Origin of the sequence: Rhodococcus sp. AB351 (assembly GCF_049538275.1) — a bacterium.
Classification (GTDB): domain Bacteria; phylum Actinomycetota; class Actinomycetes; order Mycobacteriales; family Mycobacteriaceae; genus Rhodococcus.
Genome location: NZ_JBMVFW010000009.1, coordinates 1 through 21098, shown reverse-complemented (window position 1 = coordinate 21098; position 21098 = coordinate 1). Strand labels below are relative to the sequence as shown.

At 69.1% G+C, this 21098-nt stretch carries 16 protein-coding genes and 1 pseudogene; 10 read left to right on the top strand and 7 right to left on the bottom strand.

The window, feature by feature from the left end:
* Nucleotides 1-4 precede the first annotated feature (4 nt).
* The gene (locus ACPCXD_RS17525; RefSeq protein WP_085469564.1) at nucleotides 5-802 is read left to right on the top strand and encodes an SDR family NAD(P)-dependent oxidoreductase; all 798 of its coding nucleotides are present in this window, start codon (nucleotides 5-7) and stop codon (nucleotides 800-802) included.
* Between the two features lie 184 nt (nucleotides 803-986).
* Here the strand turns inward: ACPCXD_RS17525 and ACPCXD_RS17520 are convergent, their stop codons facing one another.
* Nucleotides 987-2411 carry an aldehyde dehydrogenase family protein gene (locus tag ACPCXD_RS17520; protein ID WP_423660532.1) on the bottom strand — a complete coding sequence of 475 codons (1425 nt, stop codon included), beginning with the start codon at nucleotides 2409-2411 and terminating at the stop codon, nucleotides 987-989.
* 328 nt (nucleotides 2412-2739) lie between these two features.
* Here ACPCXD_RS17520 and ACPCXD_RS17515 point away from each other — a divergent pair, with 328 nt between their 5' ends.
* From ACPCXD_RS17515 to ACPCXD_RS17500, 4 genes are all read left to right on the top strand, one after another.
* A complete protein-coding gene (locus ACPCXD_RS17515) occupies nucleotides 2740-8235 on the top strand; it encodes a glutamate synthase-related protein (protein WP_423660530.1) in 5496 nt (1831 codons plus the stop codon).
* Complete coding sequence (locus ACPCXD_RS17510) at nucleotides 8232-9995, top strand: sulfite reductase subunit alpha (RefSeq protein ID WP_088898730.1); 1764 nt, start codon at nucleotides 8232-8234, stop codon at nucleotides 9993-9995. The genes ACPCXD_RS17515 and ACPCXD_RS17510 overlap by 4 nt, the downstream gene beginning before the upstream one ends.
* A gap of 150 nt (nucleotides 9996-10145) precedes the next feature.
* Nucleotides 10146-12188 carry an elongation factor G-like protein EF-G2 gene (locus tag ACPCXD_RS17505; protein WP_423660528.1) on the top strand — a complete coding sequence of 681 codons (2043 nt, stop codon included), beginning with the start codon at nucleotides 10146-10148 and terminating at the stop codon, nucleotides 12186-12188.
* 38 nt (nucleotides 12189-12226) lie between these two features.
* Nucleotides 12227-13000: a PIG-L deacetylase family protein gene (locus ACPCXD_RS17500; protein ID WP_423660526.1), complete on the top strand. Its 774-nt coding sequence runs from the start codon at nucleotides 12227-12229 to the stop codon at nucleotides 12998-13000.
* Nucleotide 13001: 1 nt separating this feature from the next.
* Here the strand turns inward: ACPCXD_RS17500 and ACPCXD_RS17495 are convergent.
* Nucleotides 13002-13498, bottom strand: a pseudogene (locus tag ACPCXD_RS17495) (beta-class carbonic anhydrase).
* 160 nt (nucleotides 13499-13658) lie between these two features.
* On the opposite strand from ACPCXD_RS17495, the gene ACPCXD_RS17490 reads away from it, so the two are divergent.
* Nucleotides 13659-13853 carry a hypothetical protein gene (locus tag ACPCXD_RS17490; RefSeq protein WP_006552878.1) on the top strand — a complete coding sequence of 65 codons (195 nt, stop codon included), beginning with the start codon at nucleotides 13659-13661 and terminating at the stop codon, nucleotides 13851-13853.
* Nucleotides 13854-13860: 7 nt separating this feature from the next.
* Here ACPCXD_RS17490 and ACPCXD_RS17485 read toward each other — a convergent pair whose 3' ends face one another.
* Complete coding sequence (locus ACPCXD_RS17485) at nucleotides 13861-14991, bottom strand: iron-containing alcohol dehydrogenase (protein ID WP_423660579.1); 1131 nt, start codon at nucleotides 14989-14991, stop codon at nucleotides 13861-13863.
* A 168-nt stretch (nucleotides 14992-15159) separates the two neighbouring features.
* Entirely contained in the window at nucleotides 15160-16146 is a 987-nt protein-coding gene (locus tag ACPCXD_RS17480) for an ADP-ribosylglycohydrolase family protein (protein WP_258260434.1), read from the bottom strand.
* A 61-nt stretch (nucleotides 16147-16207) separates the two neighbouring features.
* Here ACPCXD_RS17480 and ACPCXD_RS17475 point away from each other — a divergent pair, with 61 nt between their 5' ends.
* Nucleotides 16208-16873, top strand: a complete 666-nt coding sequence (locus ACPCXD_RS17475; RefSeq protein WP_160876213.1) for an NrtR DNA-binding winged helix domain-containing protein — start codon at nucleotides 16208-16210, stop codon at nucleotides 16871-16873.
* A gap of 56 nt (nucleotides 16874-16929) precedes the next feature.
* Here ACPCXD_RS17475 and ACPCXD_RS17470 read toward each other — a convergent pair whose 3' ends face one another.
* Together ACPCXD_RS17470 and ACPCXD_RS17465 are read right to left on the bottom strand one after the other, a co-directional pair.
* Entirely contained in the window at nucleotides 16930-17838 is a 909-nt protein-coding gene (locus tag ACPCXD_RS17470; RefSeq protein WP_423660523.1) for a pseudouridine-5'-phosphate glycosidase, read from the bottom strand.
* A gap of 20 nt (nucleotides 17839-17858) precedes the next feature.
* Entirely contained in the window at nucleotides 17859-18419 is a 561-nt protein-coding gene (locus ACPCXD_RS17465) for a maleylpyruvate isomerase family mycothiol-dependent enzyme (protein ID WP_160876217.1), read from the bottom strand.
* Nucleotides 18420-18455: 36 nt separating this feature from the next.
* On the opposite strand from ACPCXD_RS17465, the gene ACPCXD_RS17460 reads away from it, so the two are divergent.
* Together ACPCXD_RS17460 and ACPCXD_RS17455 are read left to right on the top strand one after the other, a co-directional pair.
* Nucleotides 18456-19328 carry a helix-turn-helix domain-containing protein gene (locus ACPCXD_RS17460; protein WP_423660521.1) on the top strand — a complete coding sequence of 291 codons (873 nt, stop codon included), beginning with the start codon at nucleotides 18456-18458 and terminating at the stop codon, nucleotides 19326-19328.
* Between the two features lie 155 nt (nucleotides 19329-19483).
* Complete coding sequence (locus tag ACPCXD_RS17455) at nucleotides 19484-19759, top strand: hypothetical protein (protein WP_016692063.1); 276 nt, start codon at nucleotides 19484-19486, stop codon at nucleotides 19757-19759.
* A gap of 91 nt (nucleotides 19760-19850) precedes the next feature.
* Here ACPCXD_RS17455 and ACPCXD_RS17450 read toward each other — a convergent pair whose 3' ends face one another.
* Nucleotides 19851-20630: a maleylpyruvate isomerase family mycothiol-dependent enzyme gene (locus tag ACPCXD_RS17450; RefSeq protein WP_088898739.1), complete on the bottom strand. Its 780-nt coding sequence runs from the start codon at nucleotides 20628-20630 to the stop codon at nucleotides 19851-19853.
* Nucleotides 20631-20688: 58 nt separating this feature from the next.
* Between ACPCXD_RS17450 and ACPCXD_RS17445 the strand changes: the two genes are divergently transcribed.
* Nucleotides 20689-21098: PPOX class F420-dependent oxidoreductase (locus ACPCXD_RS17445; protein ID WP_423660578.1), on the top strand; the 410-nt coding region annotated here is incomplete at its 3' end.

The window sequence follows — 21098 nt, the reverse complement described above, 5'->3', positions numbered from 1 at the left end:
CAGCATGGATCTCGGACTCACCGCGAAGAGGGCCATCGTCACCGGCGGTAGCCGCGGCATCGGCTATGCCATCGCGCGGGCACTGGCCACCGAAGGCGCCGACGTGGTGATCGCGGCCCGTACCGCGGCCGATCTCGACATCGCAGCGAAGACCCTCTCGGAGGAGACCGGGCGACGAATCGTTCCCGTGCCCACCGACACCGGCGACCAGGCCTCGGTCGACGCGCTGGTCGCGCGGGCCGTCGCCGAACTCGGCGGGGTCGACATCCTCGTCAACTCCGCCGCCACTCCCTGGAGCGCCAACAAGCCGACGGACTTCGCCGCGACCACCGACGACGTCGTGCGCAACGAGGTCGAGATCAAGGTCCTCGGCTGTCTGCGCACCGCACGCGCCGTCGCCCCCTACCTGATCGAGCAGGGCTGGGGCCGGATCATCAACATCAGCGGCCTCGGCGCGCGCAGCGCGAACTCCATCGCCCAGACGGTCCGGAACGTCAGCGTTGCGGCTGTGACGAAGAACCTCGCCGACGAACTCGGCCCGCACGGCATCAACGTCACCGTGGTGCACCCCGGTCGGACCCGCACCGAACGGCTGGCGGCACGACTGGCCGAGGAGTCGGCCGAGACCGGCACACCGATAGCCGAACTCGAACAGCAGATCGCGAAGAACTCCGTGAACCGCCTCATCGACGCGAGCGAGGTCGCCGACGTCGTCGCGTTCCTCGCGAGCCCGCGCAGCATCGGCATCACCGGCGATGCGATCGCCGTGGGCGGTGGCGTGCCCGGCGCGGTCTACTACTGAGCAATCCCCCGAAACGCAATCCCCCCGAAACGCTGCGGCACCGGCCGGGAAACCCCGACCGGTGCCGCGTACGTCCGCCGTCAGCGCAGAATCGACGGCACCACCGTCAGCGCAGAATCGACGGCACCACCGTCAGCGCAGAATCGACGGCACCACCGTCAGCGCAGAATCGACGGCACCACCGTCAGCGCAGGATCGTCTTGATCTCCAGGAACTCCTCGAGCCCGAAGACACCGGCCTCGCGTCCGATACCCGACTGCTTGTAACCACCGAAGGGTGCGTCGGTGTTGAAGGCGCCACCGTTGATGTAGACCTGGCCCGTGCGCATCCGACGGGCCACGGCCTCCGCTCGCGCCGGATCGGCAGACCAGACCCCGCCGGACAGGCCGTACTCGCTGTCGTTGGCGATGCGCACCGCGTCGTCCTCGTCCTGGTATCCGATGATCGACAGCACCGGCCCGAAGATCTCCTCGCGGGCGATCGTCATCTCCGGCGCGACGTTCGTGAACACGGTCGGGCCGACGAAGTAGCCGGTGGTGAACTCGGTTTCGCGTCCGTCGAGCACCAGTTCGGCCCCCTCCTCGACGCCCTTGTCGATGTACGCCTTCACCCGTGTCTGCTGCGTGCCGCTGACGAGCGGGCCGAGCTTCGACGACGGATCGTCGGGCAGCCCGACGGTGTAGGCCCGCGCGACCTGCTCGGCGATGGCGGTGGCCTCCTGCAGACGGTCGGCGGGGACGAGCATGCGGGTCAGTGCGGTGCAGGTCTGGCCGGAGTTGAGGAAGCACTTGCCGACACCCTCGGTGACGGCGGCGGTGAGGTCGGCGTCGTCGAGGATGATGTTGGCCGACTTGCCACCGAGTTCGAGCGCGACCTTCTTCACCGTTTCCGCAGCGACGACCGAGACACGCTTGCCGGCGCGCGTCGAGCCCGTGAACGACACCATGTCGACGTCGGGGTGCGCGGCGATGGCCTCGCCGACGACCGGCCCGTAGCCGCTGACGAGGTTGAACACGCCCGGCGGCAGGCCGGCCTCGTCGACGATGTCGACGAGCGCGTAGGTCACCAGCGGGGCGACCTCGGTGGGCTTGAGCACCACGGTGCACCCGGCGGCGAGCGCGGCGAAGACCTTCAGCACCACCTGGTGCAGCGGGTAGTTCCACGGGGTGATCGCCCCGACGACCCCGATGGGTTCGCGTACGACGAGGGCGTTGCCGATCTCCTGGTCGTCGAAGTCGTACGTCCCGGCCAGCGACGCATAGCTCGCGATGTTCTTCAGCGGCATCCCGACCTGGATGGCACGTGCGAAGTGGGCGGGCATCCCCATGTCCTGCGAGACGACCCGCGTGAGCTCGTCGGCGCGCTCGTTCGCCAGCGAGGAGACCTTCTCCAGGTAGGCGGCGCGCGACGCACCACTGAGCGCGGACCAGGCCGGGAAGGCGGCCTTGGCTGCGGCGACCGCCCGATCGACATCGGAGGCGACACCCTCGGCGACCACGGCGACGACCTCTTCGGTCGCCGGATTCACGACCTCGATGCGGCCGCTGCCGTCGGAGTCCACCCACTGTCCGTCGATGTAGATCTGCGTACGGTCGAGAATGTCGGTCATATCGCTCTCCCCTGCTCGTAGGCCGGCCTGTCGACGCCGTTGGGCGCGAGCGTAGCGAAGACCCCTCCCGCAATACAGCGTTTACTCCCGGCGGGTTGTGATGTATCCCGCCGTCATCGGAGTTAACACGTGCGCTACACTGGCGATTGCTGCTCGCGCGCTCCACCGTCGCAACGCACGGCGCATTCGGACAAAGACGTCTGCATTCACCTATATCGTCTCCGGCACACGTCTATGCACTTCAGGAGCTGCGCCTTCCCACGCGTTCCCCTTCTTCGCATCGTCACTGCCGGTCGACGCCGAATTCGATGCACCGAGGAGGACGTCCGTGACGCACGCCAGTGACACCGGCCTGTACGACAGCACGCTGGACAAGAGCAGTTGTGGTGTCGGTTTCATCACCCGCAAGGACGGCGTGCAGACCCACGACGTGCTCACCCGCGGCCACGAGGCCCTGTGCGTCGTGCCGCACCGCGGTGGCATGTCCGCCGAGGGTGTCGGCGACGGAGCCGGCATCAACGTGGACCTGTCGGTCGCCTTCTTCTCCGAGATCACCGGAAAGCCCTTGCAGGAAGGGCACTTCGGTGTCGGAAACTTCTTCCTCCCCACCGATCCCGCGGCGCATGCCGATGCCGAGGAACTCGTCTCGTCGGCACTCGCCGGAGCCGGGGTCACCGTGCTCACGGTGCGCGACGTTCCCGTCGACGACAGCGTGTTGCGTCCTGCCGCAACGAAATACCAGCTGCCGATCCGTCAGTGGATCTTCACCCGGCCCGACGCGTGCGAGACCGTCGACGAGTTCGACCGACTGCTGCACGACGTGCTCCTCGAGGTCGAGGCCCGCGCCTACACCGAGCCCGAACTGGGCGGGCTGTACCCCCTCTCGCTCAGTGCACGCACGCAGGTTCTCAAGAACCGCTTGAACTCTCACGAGGTCATCCCGTACTTCCGCGATCTCACCGATCCGCGGCACGCGGTGCACACCCTGTTCTTCCACACCCGGTTCTCGACGAACACCGATCCGCATCCGACGATGGCTCAGCCGTTCCGCCTCATGGCGCACAACGGCGAACTGAACACCGATCGCAAGAACCGGCTGTTCGAGGGCGCCCTCGCCCGCGCGATGGGCCGCGACATCATCCGCCCGCCGGGACAGTCCGACAGCTGCCGCTTCGACCAGACCCTGGCCTCGCGCATCGCCCACAACGACCTCGACCTCGTCACCGCCGTCGTGCAGATGATGCCGCCGGCCTGGGAGAACGACACCGAGCTGTCGCCGCCGGTCCGCGCGATGCTCGAGTTCTTCTCGCTGTACGAGGAGAAGAACGACGGTCCCGCCGCGCTGATCTTCGGCAACGGCACCGTCGTCGGCGCGCGCCTCGACCGCCTCGGCCTGCGCCCGCTGCGCACCGTGGAGACCGAGGAGTACCTCGCCGTCACCTCCGAGGCCGGTCAGTTCGATTTCGCGCCCGAGACCGTGCTGCGCCGCGGCCGCATCGAGGCCGGCGGCATGCTGTACTTCGATCACCGCACGCGCCGCTCCTACGGAACCGTCGAGGCACTCGAACTTCTTGCTGCCCGGCAGGATTACGCGTCGCTCGTCGACGAGGCCCGCCGCGATCTCGATGCCCTGCCCGAGGTTCCCGCCGAGAAGGCCGGTTCCCCGCTGCGCTACAACGGCGATCTCGAGCGTTACCAGCGCTACGTGTCCTACAGCATCAACCAGGAGTCCTTCCGGTTCATGCTCGACCCGATGCTCGCGTCGGGTCAGGAGCGCATCTCCGCGATGGGCTACGGCAACGCCATCAATGCGCTGTCGGATCAGGAAGGCGGTGTGGCCAAGTACTTCTCGCAGCGCTTCGCCCAGGTCACCAACCCGTCGCTGGACTCGATCCGCGAGGCGGACGGCATGACCCTGCGCGTCGCGCTCGGCGCTCGCCCCGGTAGCGGTGCTCCCGCCTCGTTCGCGACCCAGATCGTGGTGCCCACCCCGATCCTCACGCACCTCGACATGCTGCGTATCCGCGAGCAGTCCGACACCCCGGTGCGGCGTTTCGAGATGCTGTACTCCCCCGTCTTCGACGACGCCAAGGCGAACGCGGCCGCACTCGCCGCCGCGATCGACGGTACTGCCGAGGCCATTGCCGATTTCGCCCGCGAATCCGGTGGCATCGCCGTGCTCACCGACCGCCACGTCTCCACCGACCGCGCCGGACTGCCGATGGTACTCACCGTCGCCGCCGTCAACCAGCGCCTGATCGACGAGGGACTGCGTCTGCGCGTGTCCGTCATCGTCGAGTCCGGACAGCTGTTCTCGTCGCACCACATCGCTGCGACCCTCGGTTTCGGTGCCGCTGCGGTGTATCCGCTCACGGTGCAGATGCGCGCCGAGGAGAAGTTCGGCGACGATGCCGACGCGGCCTTCCTGAAGTTCCGCAAGGCGGCCGAGAAGTCGCTCATGAAGACGATGGGACGCGTCGGCCTGTGCACCGTCGAGTCGTACATCGGCGGTGAGTTCTTCGAGCCGAGCTATCTCGACACGAGCGACGAGGTGCTCGCGCGCTGGTTCCCGAACGTGAAGTCCCCGGTCGGCGGTGTCGGCTTCACCACCCTCGCGCAGGCCGTCGCCGACTGGCACCGTCGCGCTCTCACGGTCGAGACGGAGAAGGACGTCCCGCTGCTGGGTCTGTTCAAGGAGCGCGCCGAGGGCGCCGGTCACTCGTTCGGCACGACCGCCGTGCGCGGCTTCGTGGACATGACCGAGGAGCCGTTCACGCTGCCCGTCGAGAAGGAGGCCGAGCCGGATCTGACCGACGCGCTGCGTCTGCTGCCGCTGCACCGCCTCTCCGACGCGCACGGTCTCGACGACGCGTCGTACCGCTACGGCGGCTTCCGCGCCCTGACACCCGCCGAGATCGATGCCTTCGAGATCACCCCGGGCTACCGCGCGTTCGCCCGCACGATGGCCGACGAGCGCGCGCAGCGTCCCGCGGCGTTGCGCGACGTGCTCGCCCTGCCGGCCGACGTCACCTACGCCGTCACCGCCGAGGACTTCACCAAGGAGATGGGCCGCTTCGCGCGGTTCGGCAACAACTCGATGCTCGTGCGCGGGATCTCCGCAGCTCGGGTCGGTGAGAGCGAGTTCGTGCTGCGTCTGACCGGTCCGCTCGCCGACGACCACCGTCGTCCCGATGCGCTCGCGGCCTCGCTCGTCGCCCGCTTCGGGGACGCCATCGTCTCGCACCGCTGCTACGGCGACACCCTGACCGTGCACGCGATCGGTGATGCCGCGCGCTATCTCGAGCAGGTCCGTCAGGCCCCGCTGAGCGTGCGGCTCGACCGGGTGCAGCCGGCCCACGAGATCACCCCGGCGCTCGCGTCGGGTGCGATGAGCCACGGCGCGCTCAACTCCAACGCCCACGAGGCCGTCGCCCACGGCACCAACATGGTGGGCGGCATGTCGAACTGCGGTGAGGGCGGCGAGCACATCTCCCGCTACGGCACCATCCGCGGCTCGCGTATCAAGCAGTTCGCGTCCGGCCGCTTCGGTGTGTGGGCCGGTTACCTCGCCGATCCGATGCTCGAGGAGATCGAGATCAAGATCGCGCAGGGCGCCAAGCCCGGCGAGGGCGGCCAGCTTCCCGCCAAGAAGGTCACCGTGGAGATCGCCGCGGCACGTGGCGCCACGCCGGGCGTCGAGCTGGTCTCGCCGCCGCCGCACCACGACACCTACTCGATCGAGGACCTCGCCCAGCTCATCCACGACGCCAAGGCGGCGCGGGTGCGGGTGATCGTCAAGCTCGTTTCCTCGGAGGGCATCGGCACGATCGCCGTGGGTGTCGCGAAGGCGGGCGCCGACGTCATCAACGTCGCCGGCAACACCGGCGGCACGGGCGCCGCCTCGGTGACCTCGCTGAAGTACGCGGGCCGGTCCGCGGAGATCGGTGTCGCCGAGGTCCACCAGGCCCTCACGGCCAACGGTCTGCGCGACAAGGTCGTGCTGCGCTGCTCGGGTGCGCACCAGACCGCGTCGGACGTCATCGTCTCCGCGCTGCTCGGCGCCGACAGCTTCGAGTTCGGCACCACCGCGCTGATGATGCTCGGCTGCGTCATGGCGAAGAACTGCAATGTCAAGTGCCCGGCAGGTCTGACCACGAATCCCGAAGTGTTCAACGGTGATCCGCGGGCGATGGCCCAGTACCTGCTCAACGTCGCGCACGAGACCCGGGAACTGCTCGCCCGCCTGGGTCTGCGGTCGCTGCGCGACGCGCGTGGCCGCGCCGACCTGCTGCACCTGCTCGACCACCCGTCGAGCGTGGGCCGGCTGGATCTGCGGGCGATGCTCGCGGTGCTGCCCGAGGTGCACATCGACAACCCGGTCTACATGGAGAAGGACTACTCGCTCGACGACGCGTGGGTGGCCCGGCTGCGCGAGGCCCTCGTCGATGCGAAGGAGCTCACCGTCTCGCTCGGCGACGGCGTGCAGCTGACGAACAACAACAAGAGCGTCGGCGCGCAGCTGGCGATCGACATCGAGCGCATGCTCAACCACGAGGATCTCGGCGCCCTGCCGGCCGTGCTCGACGACGAGCGTGGACGCCGCTGGTTGCGCGACGGCACCGTCACCATCACCACCTCCGGTTCGGCGGGCCTGTCCTTCGGGGCGTTCTGCAACGACGGCATGCACATCGTGCACACCGGTACCGCCAACGACGGCGTCGGCAAGGGCCAGTGCGGTGGGCAGATCGTGCTGCGCTCCCCCGGCGGCGGCAGCGACGATCGCGGTGGCAACGTGCTCATCGGCAACTTCGCACTCTTCGGTGCGACCGGCGGTCGCCTGTTCGTCGAGGGCGAGGCCGGCGACCGCTTCGCGGTGCGCAACTCCGGTGCCACCGCCGTCGTCGAGGGTGTCGGCGAGTTCGCCTGCGAGTACATGACCAACGGTGCGGTGCTCAACATCGGCGAGTTCGGCAAGGGCTTCGGCAACGGCATGTCGGGCGGGTTCGTCTACCAGTACGACCCCGAGGGCCTGCTCCCCCGCAAGGCCAGCGCCGACTCGATCGTCCTCGGGTCGATCACCGGCGACGACCCGCAGGCCGCGATCCACAACGCCGCGGTACTGCAGCTGCTGCACCTGCACGTCGAGGCGACCGGTTCGGTGAAGGCCCGCTTCCTGATCGACAACTGGCAGGTCGAGCAGCACCGCTTCGCGTACGGCATGCCGCGCGCGCTGCTGCAGTACCAGGACCTCGGCGAGATCCTCGCCGCAGCGTCGCGCAAGGACCTCGCCGCCGAGGTCGCCACCGCGCTGGTCGCGCACCAGGTGCGCAAGTTCAAGGAGAACTACCGCTCGGGTGTTCCCGTCGCCGGTGGTGTCACCCCGGACGCGACCGACACCGAGGCCATGTACGCGCTGCTCAACAACTACACGGTGCTCGCCGCCGCGCAGGAGATGGCGCTGCAGAAGGTCCCCGGCGCCACCGACGTGTCGGATCCGGCGGTGCAGAAGGCCGCACGCAATCTGCTGCTCACCGAGGACTTCTTCCTCGTCGCGAAGCTCGAGCGCTACGCCCTCGCGGCGATCGCCGACCACACCGACGAGCAGCTCGCGGCGCTGGTCGCCGACAAGCGCCTCAACGACTACAAGCAGGCCCTGGCCCTGCGCAACGTCCGCTCGGTCGATGCGCCCGGTACCTACGGCTGGATCCTCTTGCAGAGCCGCAAGAATCTCGACGCCGCAGGTCGCCTGCCCGGTTACGAGGAACTGTTCGCACGCAACGCCGTCCCGAACGTCCTCACCTCCACGATGGGAGTCTCCGCGTGACCACCACCGGCCCGTTCATTCCCCTCGACGCTCCGTTCACCGCCGATCAGCGGTCGTGGCTCTCCGGCTTCGTCGCCGGGATGCAGACCCGCCTGTTCTCCGGTGGTCCCGCCGACGATGCCGGGACCGCCGGCTCGGCACCCGCTCTGCACGTGCTCTACGGCTCGCAGACCGGCAATGCCGAAGCCGTCGCCGAGGACGCCGCGGTCGCGGCGCGTGCCCAGGGCTTCGCGCCCGTCGTGTGTGCTCTCGACGACATGGACCTCGACCGGTTCGCCGGTCTGGGTCAGGTCCTGATCGTCACGTCCACCTACGGCGAGGGCGAGATGCCCGACAACGCCGAGCTGTTCTGGGAGGCACTGTCGGCCGAGAGCGCCCCGCGTCTCGACGGCATGAACTTCGCGGTGCTCGCCCTCGGCGACACCGGTTACGACGGGTTCTGCCAGGCGGGCAAGCTCATCGACATGCGGCTCGAGCAGCTCGGTGCGCAGCGCATCGTGCCGCGGGTGGACTGCGACGTCGAGTTCGAGGAGCTCGCCGCGACGTGGATCGCGGAGACGCTGCCGCTCGTCGCGGCCGTCGAGGGCATCGTGGGCGACGGCGCTCCCGCCCCCGCGGCACCGGCGGCACCGGCCCGGGCGAAGTCGCAGTGGACCCGCAAGAATCCCTATCCGGCGGTGTTGACGTCGAACGTGTTGTTGTCCGGGGCGGACTCGGCCAAGGAGATCCGGCACTACGAGTTCGCGCTCGCCGATTCCGGTCTCGAATACGAAGCGGGCGACGCGCTGAACGTGGTGCCCGTCAACGACACCGAACTCGTGCACGCGATCCTCGGTCGGCTCGGTCTCGACGGCGCGACCGTCCCCGAGGGTCACGACGACACGCTCGAGCATCTGCTCACCTACAACTACGAGATCACCGCTCCGTCCGTCGATCTCCTCGAGGAGATCGAGAAGCACACGGGCAACGAGGAACTCACCTACGTGCTGCGGCACGGCGACAAGGCCGCACTCGACGAATGGCTGTGGGGCCGCGACATTCTCGACGTGCTCCTGCTCGATCCCGCGCCCGAGCTGTCGGCCGAGCAGTTCCTGGCGCTGCTGCGCCCGCTGCAGCACCGGGCGTACTCGATCTCGTCGAGCCCGAACGCGTGCGACGGTTCGGTGCACCTGACGGTCGCGGCGGTGCGCTACGGCACCGACGGCCGCGAGCGTCGCGGGGTGTGCTCGACCTTCCTCGCCGATCGTGTCGGTGAGAGCAGGGTCGGCATCTTCGTGTCGAAGAACAAGGCCTTCCGCGTCCCCGCCGACGACACCGCACCGATGATCATGGTCGGTCCGGGCACCGGCATCGCGCCCTTCCGCGGCTTCCTGCAGGAGCGGAAGGCGCGGGGAGCGACGGGGAAGAACTGGCTGTTCTTCGGCGACCAGAAGCGCGGCTGCGACTACATCTACGAGGACGAGCTGACCGAGTTCGCCGACTCGGGTGTGCTCACGCGCCTGGACCTGGCGTTCTCCCGCGATCAGGCCGAGAAGATCTACGTGCAGACCCGCATGAAGGAACACGGCGCGGAGCTGTTCGCGTGGCTCGAGGAGGGCGGACACTTCTACATCTGCGGCGACGCGTCGCGGATGGCGAAGGACGTCGACCGTGCACTGCACGAGATCATCGCCGAGCACGGCGGCATGAGCGACGAGCAGGCCGCCGAGTACGTCACCACCCTCAAGCGCGAGAAGCGGTACGTGCGCGACGTGTACTGAGCAGGCCGGGGTACGCATCATCACGTCGAGGCTCGCAACACCATCGGTCACCGGTGGCGTTGCGAGCCTCGAGCGCGTGTTGCGATCCTCCCCGGAGGCACCATCGGAATGCCTTAGACTGTGCTGCAGGTCACACGAGGGAGTAGCTCGATGCCCGATCGCTCCGCAGCACGCAGCCGGCAGGCACCGACCGCCGACAGTCCCGACCGGATCCGCAACGTTGCCCTGGTGGGGTGCAGCGGCTCCGGGAAAACCACCCTCACCGAATCCCTCGCCGTCGCAGCGGGCGCCGTCGGGCGCGCCGGGCGCGTGGCCGAGGGCACCACGGTGTCCGACTACGAGGAGATCGAGCAGCGCCACCGCCGGTCGGTGCAGCTGTCCGTCGTGCCCCTCGAATGGAACGACATCAAGATCAACCTGATCGACACACCGGGACATCCCGACTTCGACGCCGAGGTCCGCGCGGGTCTGCACGCTGCCGATGCGGCGATCTTCGTCGTCTCCGCCACCGATCCCATCAGCGCCGCGACCCGCGCGCTCTGGCGCGAATGCGACGACGAGGCGATCCCCCGCGCGATCGTGGTGAACAAACTCGACGTCGCCCGGCACAGCTTCGACGACATGCTCACCGACTGCCACGACGCATTCGGATTGGGACCGGACACCCTGCGGGCCATGTTCTATCCCGTCTACGACGGCGACCGCCCGATCGGGTCGATGGGTCTGCTGACGGGCCGCAGCTACGGCGAACCCGGTCCGTGCCCGGTGTCCACCGAAGCGCGCGAGAGCCTCGTGGAGGCCATCTCCGGCCAGGACGACACGCTCATGGAACGGTTCATCGCCGGCGAGCAACTCGACACGGCCTCCCTGCAGGAAGGACTCACCCGCGAGATCCTGGCGTGCACCCTGCACCCGGCCGTCCCCGCCGACGAGACAGGGATCGGCGCCGTCGAACTGCTCGAGTTGATCACCACCGGATTCCCCGCACCGACGCAGCGCGGTCGCGGGGCACCGCCGTGCGATCCGGACGGTCCGCTCGCCGCGCAGGTCGTGCGCGTGGCCGGCGACTCCTATGTCGGGCGGATCAGCCTGGTGCGCGTCTACTCCGGCACGCTGCGACCCGACACGATCGTCGCGCTGGCCGACGGCGACCGCGACAGCCGCGAACGCATTCCTGCCCTGACGAGCCCGTTCGGCAAGCAACAGCGCCCGGTCGGCGAGGCCGTGGCGGGAGACATCGCCTCCGTCGGGAAGCTCGCGACGGCACAACCCGGCGACGTCCTGTACGACCCCGACCATCCGGTCCCACTCGACCGGTGGCCCACCCCGACTCCTCTGCTCCCCGTCGCGATCGAGGCACACACCCGCACCGACGACGACAAGCTGTCCCAGGCCCTGTCGCGCCTCGCCTCCGAGGATCCCGCGCTGCGCGTCGAGCAGAATCCCGAGACCCACCAGCTCGTGCTGTGGTGCACGGGTGAGGCGCACGCCGAACTGGTCCTCGAACGATTGCGCACCCGGCACGGTGTCCAGGTCGACACGGTCGAGCATCGGGTGCCGCTGAAGGAGACCTTCGCCGGCCCCGCGAAAGGCCACGGCAGGCTCGTCAAACAATCCGGCGGGCACGGCCAGTACGCGGTCGTCGACGTCGAGGTCGAACCACTGCCGGTGGGCAGCGGGGTCGTCTTCGCCGAGAAGGTGGTGGGCGGTGCGGTTCCGCGCCAGTTCATCCCGTCCGTGGAGAAGGGCGTGTACGCGCAGGCCGAGAAGGGTGTGACGACGGGATATCCGCTCGTCGACGTGCAGGTCACCCTGGTCGACGGCAAGGCCCACTCCGTGGATTCGTCCGACGCGGCCTTCCAGGCCGCAGCCGGGCTGGCCCTGCGGGATGCGGCCGCGCACAGCACCGTTCGCGTACTCGAACCGGTCGCCGCCGTGCGGGTGATCGTGCCCGAGGAGTATCTCGGCGCGGTCCTCGGTGATCTGTCGGCCCGGCGCGGACGGGTGCTCGGCACCGAATCCCCCGAGCCGGGTGTCGCCCTGCTGCGCGCGGAGGTTCCCGAACTCGAACTCGGCCGCTATCCGGTCGAACTGCGGGCCATCACGCAGGGCACCGCCGATTTCGCCCGCCAGTATCTGCGGCACGAACCGATGCCCGAGAACCTCGCGGCCCGCTACGGCGAGTCGGACTGACCACTGCAACGGACGGGCAGCGTGTCAGCATGAACGCCATGAGCGTTCTGCTGTGCTTCCACGCACACCCCGACGACGAGGTGTTCCTCACCGGTGGCGTGATGCGCCGGGCCGCCGACGCCGGGCATCGCGTCGTGCTCGTCGTCGCCACCGACGGTGCCCGCGGCGAGTATCCCGACGGGCTGCTCGCGCCCGGCGAATCCCTCGCCGCCCGCCGCACGAAGGAACTCGAGGAATCGGCCCGGGCGCTGGGTGCGGCACGGGTGGTGCCCTTCGGATACGGCGATTCGGGGATGGCCGGCACCGCCGGCAATCACGATCCGAATGCTTTCGCCAATGCCGATCCGAGCGAGGTGGGCGCCAGGCTGGCCGCCGTGATCGAGCAGGAACGCGCCGATGTCGTCACGATCTACGACGCGCACGGCGGGTACGGCCATCCCGATCACGTCCAGGTCCACCGGGCCGGGGTCCATGCCGAACGGATCACCGGGCACGACGCCGTCTACGAGGCATCCACGAACCGGGACCATCTGATGCGGCTGCTCTCGGCGCTGCCGGACACCCCCGGCGACGTGCGCCCACCGGACCTCGAGACCTTCGGCCTGCCGGAATCGGAACTGACCACCGCCGTGGACGTGGCGACGGCGCTGGGCGCCAAACGCGCAGCCATGGTGGGCTACGAGTCGCAGATCGGCGACTTCGGGCCGATGCTGAACATGCCCGAGGAACACCTGCGCGCCGCCTTCGGTGTCGAATGGTTCCGGCGACGCAGTCTTCCACCCGGGCTGCAGGAGACCGAACTCCCACTCTGAACTAGGCGGCGGGCACGGTCTCCTCGAGCTTGCCGGTGGCCACGTCGAAGACGAACCCGCGCAGCGAGGTGGTCTTCGTGACGAACGGGCTCGTCTCGATACGGCGCAGCGACTGCGCACGTCCTCGTGCGGGTCGCGGAAGGACTCCGGTGCCCAGGCCGGGCGGATACCGATCTCGTCCTGCACCGCGCGCGTGAACTCGTCGTCGGTGAAGGTCAGCATGCCGCAGTCGGTGTGGTGGACCAACACGATCTCGGTGGTGCCGAGCAGTCGCTGGCTGATCGTGAGCGAGCGGATCACGTCGTCGGTCACGGCTCCGCCGGCGTTGCGGATCACGTGGGCCTGGCCCTCCTCGATGCCGAGCGCCCGGTACACGTCGAGCCGGGCGTCCATGCACGCCACGATCGCGATGTGCTTGCTGGGCGGAAGCGGCAGCGGGCCGGAGAAGCCGGCCGCGTAGGTCTCGTTGTTCTTCAGTAATTCCTCGGTGACGGTCATCCTCGTCCCCCTTCGTCGTCGGACAGGCCGCCCCGATGATCGCCCGGATCGGCCCGCCCGTACAGGGTGCTGATCGGCGTGAGCAGAACCGTTGCCCGTTTGACGGTTCCGGCGCTCGGGTACCGCTCCCCTGCACCCTACGAACGAAGGACGGACGTCGATGGACAACGCCCCCAAGCACGGTTCGGGCCGCCCCGAGGACAACGACGACCTCACCGGCCAGAAGATCAAGCATCTCGTGGACAAGCTCGAGCAGAAGGTCGAGAAGGAACGCGAGGAGGAGGGTGCGCCCGGCAACGTCGCGGACCGGGTGAGGACGGAGAAGGTCGAGCCCGACGATCAGGCTCCCGAATGAGCCGCCCTCAGCCGTAGATCCGCCCGTAGAGTTCGCGGATCTCGTCGGCCGTCGGGATCCTCGGGTTGTTGTTCGGGGATCCCGACGCCAGCGCCTGCTCGGCCATGACCGGGACCCTCTCGTCCCAGGCCTGCTTGTCGATGCCGTACGACTTCGGTGTCGGCACCTCCACGTCGCGGCACAATTCCTTCAGTGCGACGACCAGGTCGGCGGCGGCGGTCGCATCCGAGGCGTCCGCCGAAGCCGCGCCGAGGGCACGGGCGCAGTCGGCATAGCGGGACTCGGCGGCATCCACGGAGAATTCGGTGACCGCGGGAAACAGCATCGCGTTCGACAGTCCGTGCGCGACGTGGAAGTGCGCGCCGATCGGCCGGCTCATGCCGTGCACGAGCGCGACGCTGGAGTTGGAGAACGCGATGCCCGCCTGCGTGGCGGCCAGCATCATCCGCTCGCGCGCCTCGGCATCCTGCCCGTCCGCATAGACGCGTCGCAGCACCTGTCCGATGGTGCCGATCGCGACGAGCGCGAGGCTGTCGGAGAACGGGTTCGCCTTCCTGCTGACATAGGCCTCGATGGCGTGGGTGAGTGCATCCACGCCGGTGTCCGCGGTCAGGCGCGGGGGCATCGTCAGGGTGAGCCGGTAGTCGACGATCGCGGCGACCGGCAGGAAGGCCAGACCCGGGCACAGCATCTTCTCGTCGGTCTCACTGTCGCTGATGACCGTGAACTGGGTTGCCTCCGAGCCGCTTCCCGCCGTGGTGGGCACGGCGATCACCGGTAACGCCGGACCGATGTTGTTACGCGGCGCCTTGTAGTCGCGCATGTGGCCGCCCTGCCGGGCGAGCAGGCCGAGTGCCTTGGCCGTGTCCATCGGGCTTCCCCCGCCGAAACCGATCACGCAGTCGGCGTCGTGCTCGGCGACCGCCGCGACACCCGCGTCGAGCGACGCGGTGGTGGGGTCGGGCACGGTCTCGGCGAAGACCGCGGGGTGCAGTCCGGCGGCCTCGAGCTGCGCGACCATCCGATCCACCGCACCCGTGCCGACCAGGAACTTGTCGGTCACCACCAGCGGCCGGGCGAGTCCGAGTCCGGCGACGACCTCCCCGATCTCGTCGACGGCGCCCCCGCCGACGCGCATGATGCGTGGAAGTGCGATGGAAGCCACGTGCGATCCCTCCTCGAGTATCCGGCCGACGGCTCGTGTCTACCGCATCACAGCCGCGAGCGGAGGCATCCGGCGGATCTCGGGAAGTCTCACCCCTCGACGACCCGCAGTGTCACCCCGCCTTCCCGGAGGAAGGCCGTGTCACCCCACCTTCCCGGAGGAAGGCCGTGTCACCCCGCCTTCCCCGGAGCCCTTCCGCGCGGTGAGCAGACCGAGGCGCTCGAGGTCGTCCGCGCGGTAGCCCGGCCATCCGTGCAGCATGCGACGCCACCGCTCGGGCACCGCGGAGGCACCCCACCGGGCCCCGAGCAGTCCTCCCGCGATGGCCGCGACCGTGTCGGTGTCGTTGCCGGCGCGCACGGCGAGTTCGAGTGCCTCCGGCAGGTGTCCGGGGCCGTCGGTGCGGGCATGCGTGATCGCCCACCACGCGGCCTGCAGGGCATGGACGACCCAGCCGTTGTTGTCGAACACGCGCGGGCTCGGCGCGGTCTCGGCCTCGTCGAGCAGCGCCGTCCACCGCTGTGCGGCGGGCCGCGGCAAGTGGGTCAGCGCGACCCGCACCCCGTCGAAGGTGCCGTGGAGGACGGCGTGACGGATCGCGAACGACCACAGCCGGCATGCCTCGGAGGCCTGCTCGTCCGCGTGGGTGAGGCTGCTGATCGCATGTGCCGCGGCCAGGCACCGCTCGGCGTCGTCGAGGTAGGCGAGCCCGACGGGTGCGGTGCGCATGAGCGATCCGTTGCCGCCGGTGCGCCCCGGGAGGCTGCGGGCGCGCGCCGTCATGGTGGCGGCGGTGGGGCCCGCCTCGCGCAGGACGGCACGCGTCTGGTTGCCGATGTCCTTGGGGTTCGTGGCGTACCAGCGGAGGAACTGCGCCGCGACCGCGTCGAGTCCGGCGCCCTCACCGATGTCGACGCCGGTCGCCGAGACCTCGGCGATGGCGAGGGCCATGGAGGTGTCGTCGGTCCACTCACCGGGCGCGAACGGCCCGAGACCGCCGCCGATCATGTCGATGGGCGTGGCGTCCGTCGGATAGGTGAATTCGTATCCGGCCCCGAGTGCGTCGCCTGCTGCGGTGGCGAGCAGGACTCCGGCGGCCCGGTCGTTCTGTGCTGCGGTCGTTTCCATGAACCCCTCTATTCGATCAAGTCTGCGCTAACGTTAGCGCATCAATGATTGAATGTCCACCATGGGCACACCGACCGACTCGACCGGCAGGTCGCTCACCGACTACCCGCGCCCCTCGGTAGCCGTGGACGTCGCGGTCCTCACCGTCGACGAAGTACTGAAGGTGCTGGTCGTCGAACGTCCCGACGGCAATTTCGCCCTCCCGGGCACCTTCCTGCACCCCGGTGAGCGACTCGCCGAGGCCGCCGAACGCGCCCTGCGCGACAAGGCCGGACTCACGGGCGTGGACTTCTACCAGCTGGCCATGCTCGACGATCCCGAGCGCGACGACCGCGGGTGGGTGCTGTCGATGGCCCACGGCGCCGCGGTGCCGGTCGCCGAGATCCCCGCCGAGGCGCACCTCGTGCCGACGACCGAGACCGCCGACCTCGCCTTCGACCATGCCGAGATCGTCGACCTGGCCGTCGCCGACCTGCGCCGCCGGTACTCCGCCGAGGTCGATCCCGGCAACTTCCTCGGCGAGCAGTTCACCGTGCTCGACCTGCGTCTGCTGTACGAAACCGTCTATGCCCGCAGCTATCCCAAGGACACATTCCGCAGGCACCTGCTGCACGGCCTCGAACCCACGGGCGAACTGCGCAGGGAGGGCACGGGCCGGCCCGCCGAGATCTACCGCCGGCGCGGCACTCCCCTGCCGTCGTCCACCGCCGCCTTCCTCCTGCAGTGAGGAATCAGGCCGTCGGCTTGCAGTGAGAAATCAGGCCGTCGGCCTGCAGTGAGAAATCAGGACGCCAGCGCGTGCGCGATCTCCGCGGCGACCGCGACGTTCCCGTGATAGACCGCGACATTCGTCTCGAGCGAGCGTCCCTCGGTGGCCCGGTGCATGTGGTCGAGCAGGAACGGGGTGATGGCCTTCCCCCGTGTCCCGGCCTCCACGGCCGCGCGTTCGGCCTCGGCGAGCACGCGGTCGTGCAGTTCCGGATCGATCTGCGCCTCGGCCGCCACCGGATTCCCGACGAGCACCGCCGACCGCAGACCGAGCCCGTCCCGAGCCCGGGCCACCTCCGCGGCCTGCTGCGCCGACTCCACCTCGTCGACATCGCAGCCGCTGTCGCGCACGTAGAAGCCGGGAAAGCGGGTGGTCCGGTAGCCGACCACGATCACCCCGAGCGTCTCGAGCCGTTCGAGGGTCGCGGGGATGTCGAGGACGGACTTGACACCGCCGCACACCACCACGATCGGAAGTGTCGCCAGCGCAACGAGGTCCGCGCTCTCGTCGAAGGTCGACGCAGCCCCCCGGTGTACGCCGCCGAGCCCACCCGTGGCGAACACGTCGATCCCGGCACGATGCGCGAGCAGCGCCGTCGCCGACACCGTCGTCCCGCCGTGCAGCTGCTTGGCCGCTGCGACCGGCAGGTCGCGGATGCCGAGTTTGACGACCGGGACGTCCTCCGCGCCGAGCATGCGGATCTGCTGTTCCGACAGACCCACCGTGGGTGTCCCGTCGACGACCCCGATGGTCGCGGGCAGCACCCCGGAATCGCGCAGACGTTGCTCGGTGTCGAGCGCGACCTCGACGTTGCGTGGCCGGGTGAGTCCGTGCGTGAAGATCGTCGATTCGAGCGCCACGACCGGCCGCCCGGCCGCGATCGCCTCGCGCACGTAGTCCGCGACGCGGATCGTTTCGCTCATACGACCGACGATAACGCGGCCTAACCGATCGACGCGGCCGTGCGGCGCCCCATCTTCGCGAGGATCCGGCTCGTACGGTCCGCGTCGTCGGGAGCCGGCACGGCCGGAGCGCAGACACCGTCCATGTAGAGCGCGTCGCCGAAACTGTCGGCGCCGGCCTCCATCCGGTCGAGTTCGGCGTCCGAGAAGGTCGCATCGATCCCGGCGCTGCGCGCGATGTCCCAGCGGTGCACGAGCATGTCCCAGATGTAGAACTGCTGGAAGGTCGCGCCCACCGTGGTCGGCCCGAAGTATCCGTCGTAGGTCGTCGAGACGAGTGCGTCGTCGGCGAGGATCTCGGCGATTCGTGCCGTGTGCGTCCTCCACGCCTCGGCCGGGCGGTCGGTATCGGGCCGCTCGCCCGGGTCGACGCCGCGTCCGGCGAAGAAGTCCCGCTGCGTGTCGATGATGTGGGCCAGGACGTCGCGTGCCGTCCACCCCTCACACGGCGACTGCGCGTCCCAGTCGGTGTCGCGAAGCGACGAGATCACGTCGGTGAGCGGCTTGTCGGCCTCTGCGTGTCGCAGTGCTGTTGTATTCATGACTCGATACTGACGACCGGCAAGGACGAGGTATTGATGAAACCCGACGGCGGCGATCCCCTCGGCGGTCGCGACGACACCGAACGCGTCGGCGGTCGCGATGACATCGAACGTGCCCACCTGAAGGATCCGCACGACGCCTCGCACACCATCCACCGCTATCCCGCCGCGCCCGACCTCACGGATCTGATGCAGCGGTACTGGATTCCCGTCTGGTCGGTGCCGGCCGGCCGGGAGGCACCCCAGCGGGTGCTGCGCTATCCCGTCTGCCAACTGGTGGTCGCGCACGACTACGCGCGCTTCTACGGTGTCGAGCACGGACTGTCCACGGTCACCCTCACCGGCGAGGGCTGGGCGGTCGGGTCCATGCTCAGCGCGGCGGCCGGTGCCCTGATCACCGGAACCTCGCTCGCGGCGTTCACCGACCGGGCCGTCGACCTCACCGATGTCCTCGGCGATGCCGGCGCGCGTCTGATCACGCGGGTTCGGGAGGCGATGGCACACGGCCCGGACTCTCGCGAGTCGCACCGCGCCGCGACGGAGGCGTTCGACGACGTGCTGCGCGCCCATCTGCCGATCGATGAGGAGGGGCGACTGGTCAACCGGGTGGTGGCGTTCGTCGAGGAGAACTCCGACGTCCTGCGGGTCGAGCAGGTGCGCGCGGAGTTCGGTCTCGGCGAGCGCGCGCTGCAACGCCTCGTCCAGCGACGGATCGGGCTGACCCCGAAGTGGCTGATCCAGCGGCGGCGACTGCAGGAGGCCGCCGGTCGCCTGCGCGAGAAACCCGGTTCGTTGTCGGAGGTCGCCGCGGTCCTCGGTTACGCCGACCAGCCGCATTTCGTTCGGGATTTCGCGAGGGTCGTGGGCATGACGCCGGGCGCGTTCGCGGCTCGCTACGGCGGTGGATGACCGCCCTCGTCGGACAGTTCCCTCGGATTCGGGCGGATGTACCACATAGTGGAACGTCCTAAACCTGCGACGCTTCTCGATCAGGTAAATGTAACGAAGCACACAGTGACGACGACCTACCTGTCGAAGCACGAGAAAGAACGAAGGGGTTCATCGTGGGACACGACCGCCTACTTTTCATCGGACGTCCGGATGCGGACGAGGTCGCGCACTGGAGCACTCTGCGCGAACTTGCTCCTCAGCGAGGATGGAAGCCCACCCGGACGTTCGAGCCCGGCGAAGTCGCCTGGGCCGTCGCCGCCGGCAGCGCCTTCGAGCAGTCCGGACCGACCGCCGAGGTGATCCATTCGCTGCAGGAAGCGCACATTCCCTGCACCAGCGCGCTCGACGCGATCCGCCACGCGTACTCGACCTCGCGCCTGTCGGTCTGACTCGCAGGCGGGTGGCCGCGCCTCGCCGTCGCGGTGCGACAAGTCGGGCACCGTCGCGGTGCGGCCACCCGCTGTGCGTTCTGCCTTCGGGCTAGCCGAAGGGACTGACGTCGAGCCAGGACGCCAGGAACCCGGAGTCGCCGAAGACCTCCACGTCGGCTGCGTCCACAGCGCGCCGACGATAGAGCACCAACAGCAATTCCGTCAGCGGTCCGCGTACCGCGACGGCACTCTTCTCATGGGCATGCCGCCACGCGAAGTCCTCGCCGGTCAGGTCCACGACCCACTCCGCCGACGTGTCCGTCGCGTGGAAGTGCAACGTCCGGTCGGGTCCGTGCAACGCGCGGTGCCGTTCGACATCGAGTCGGGGCCAGGTGACCACCGCCAGGTCGAGCCATTCGTCCACGCAGTCCACCGCGAGATCGTGAGCCGGCTCGAAGTCCGCTCCCAGTGCGAGCGCGGCGTCGGCGCGATGCACCACGGTCTCGTGGGCGAAGCGTCTGGCGAAGAACTCCGGGGTCTTCTTGCCGCCCGGGATCGGTGTCCACACCCGCATGTTCGGACCGACCTCCCGCAGCGCGGTGTCGAGTTCGCGCGCTCCTTCCCGCAACCACGGAATCAGTTCGTCCGGATTCTCGTCGACGTAGTCCGACAGCTCCCTCATCGCGCGGTCGGTGCGCGGCATCGCCCCTTCACCGCGGACCGCCTCGCTCGCCCAGCGGTGGCCGTAGCCGATGTGCCGCGCGAGCTGACCGACGTTCCATCCCGGGCACGACGGCACCGGTGTGGTCATGTCCTGCCCGGCCAGTGAGTCCACCAGCAGTTCCGTCTGTTCGACGATCTCTCCGCAGTAACGCGCGTAGTCCAGCATGCCTGCCCTTCGTGCTCGGCTCCGGTACCCGCCCCGATTCTGCACGGTCGGCCGTAGTCTGGGCGCCATGCCGGCCGACGAGAGTGCACTCGAAGCCCTGTTCCCGCCCACCGGAATCGCCGCGCTCGCGACGATCAAGCGCGACGGACGACCCCAACTGTCGAACATCACCTACCGGTACGAACCCGCGACCCGCACGTTCTCCGTCTCCATCACCGACGATCGGGCGAAGACCCGGAACATGCGCCGCGACCCGCGTGTGAGCCTGTTCATCGACTCCGACGACAAGTGGTCCTACTCCGTCGCGGAGGGCGAGGCCGACCTGACGCCGGTGGCGACCGATCCCCACGACGACACCGTCGAACAGCTCGTCGAGTTGTATCGGGCGGTGCAGGGTGAGCATCCGGACTGGGACGTTTTCCGGGCCGCGATGGTCGCCGATCGCAGGTTGCTGCTGCGTGTGCGGGT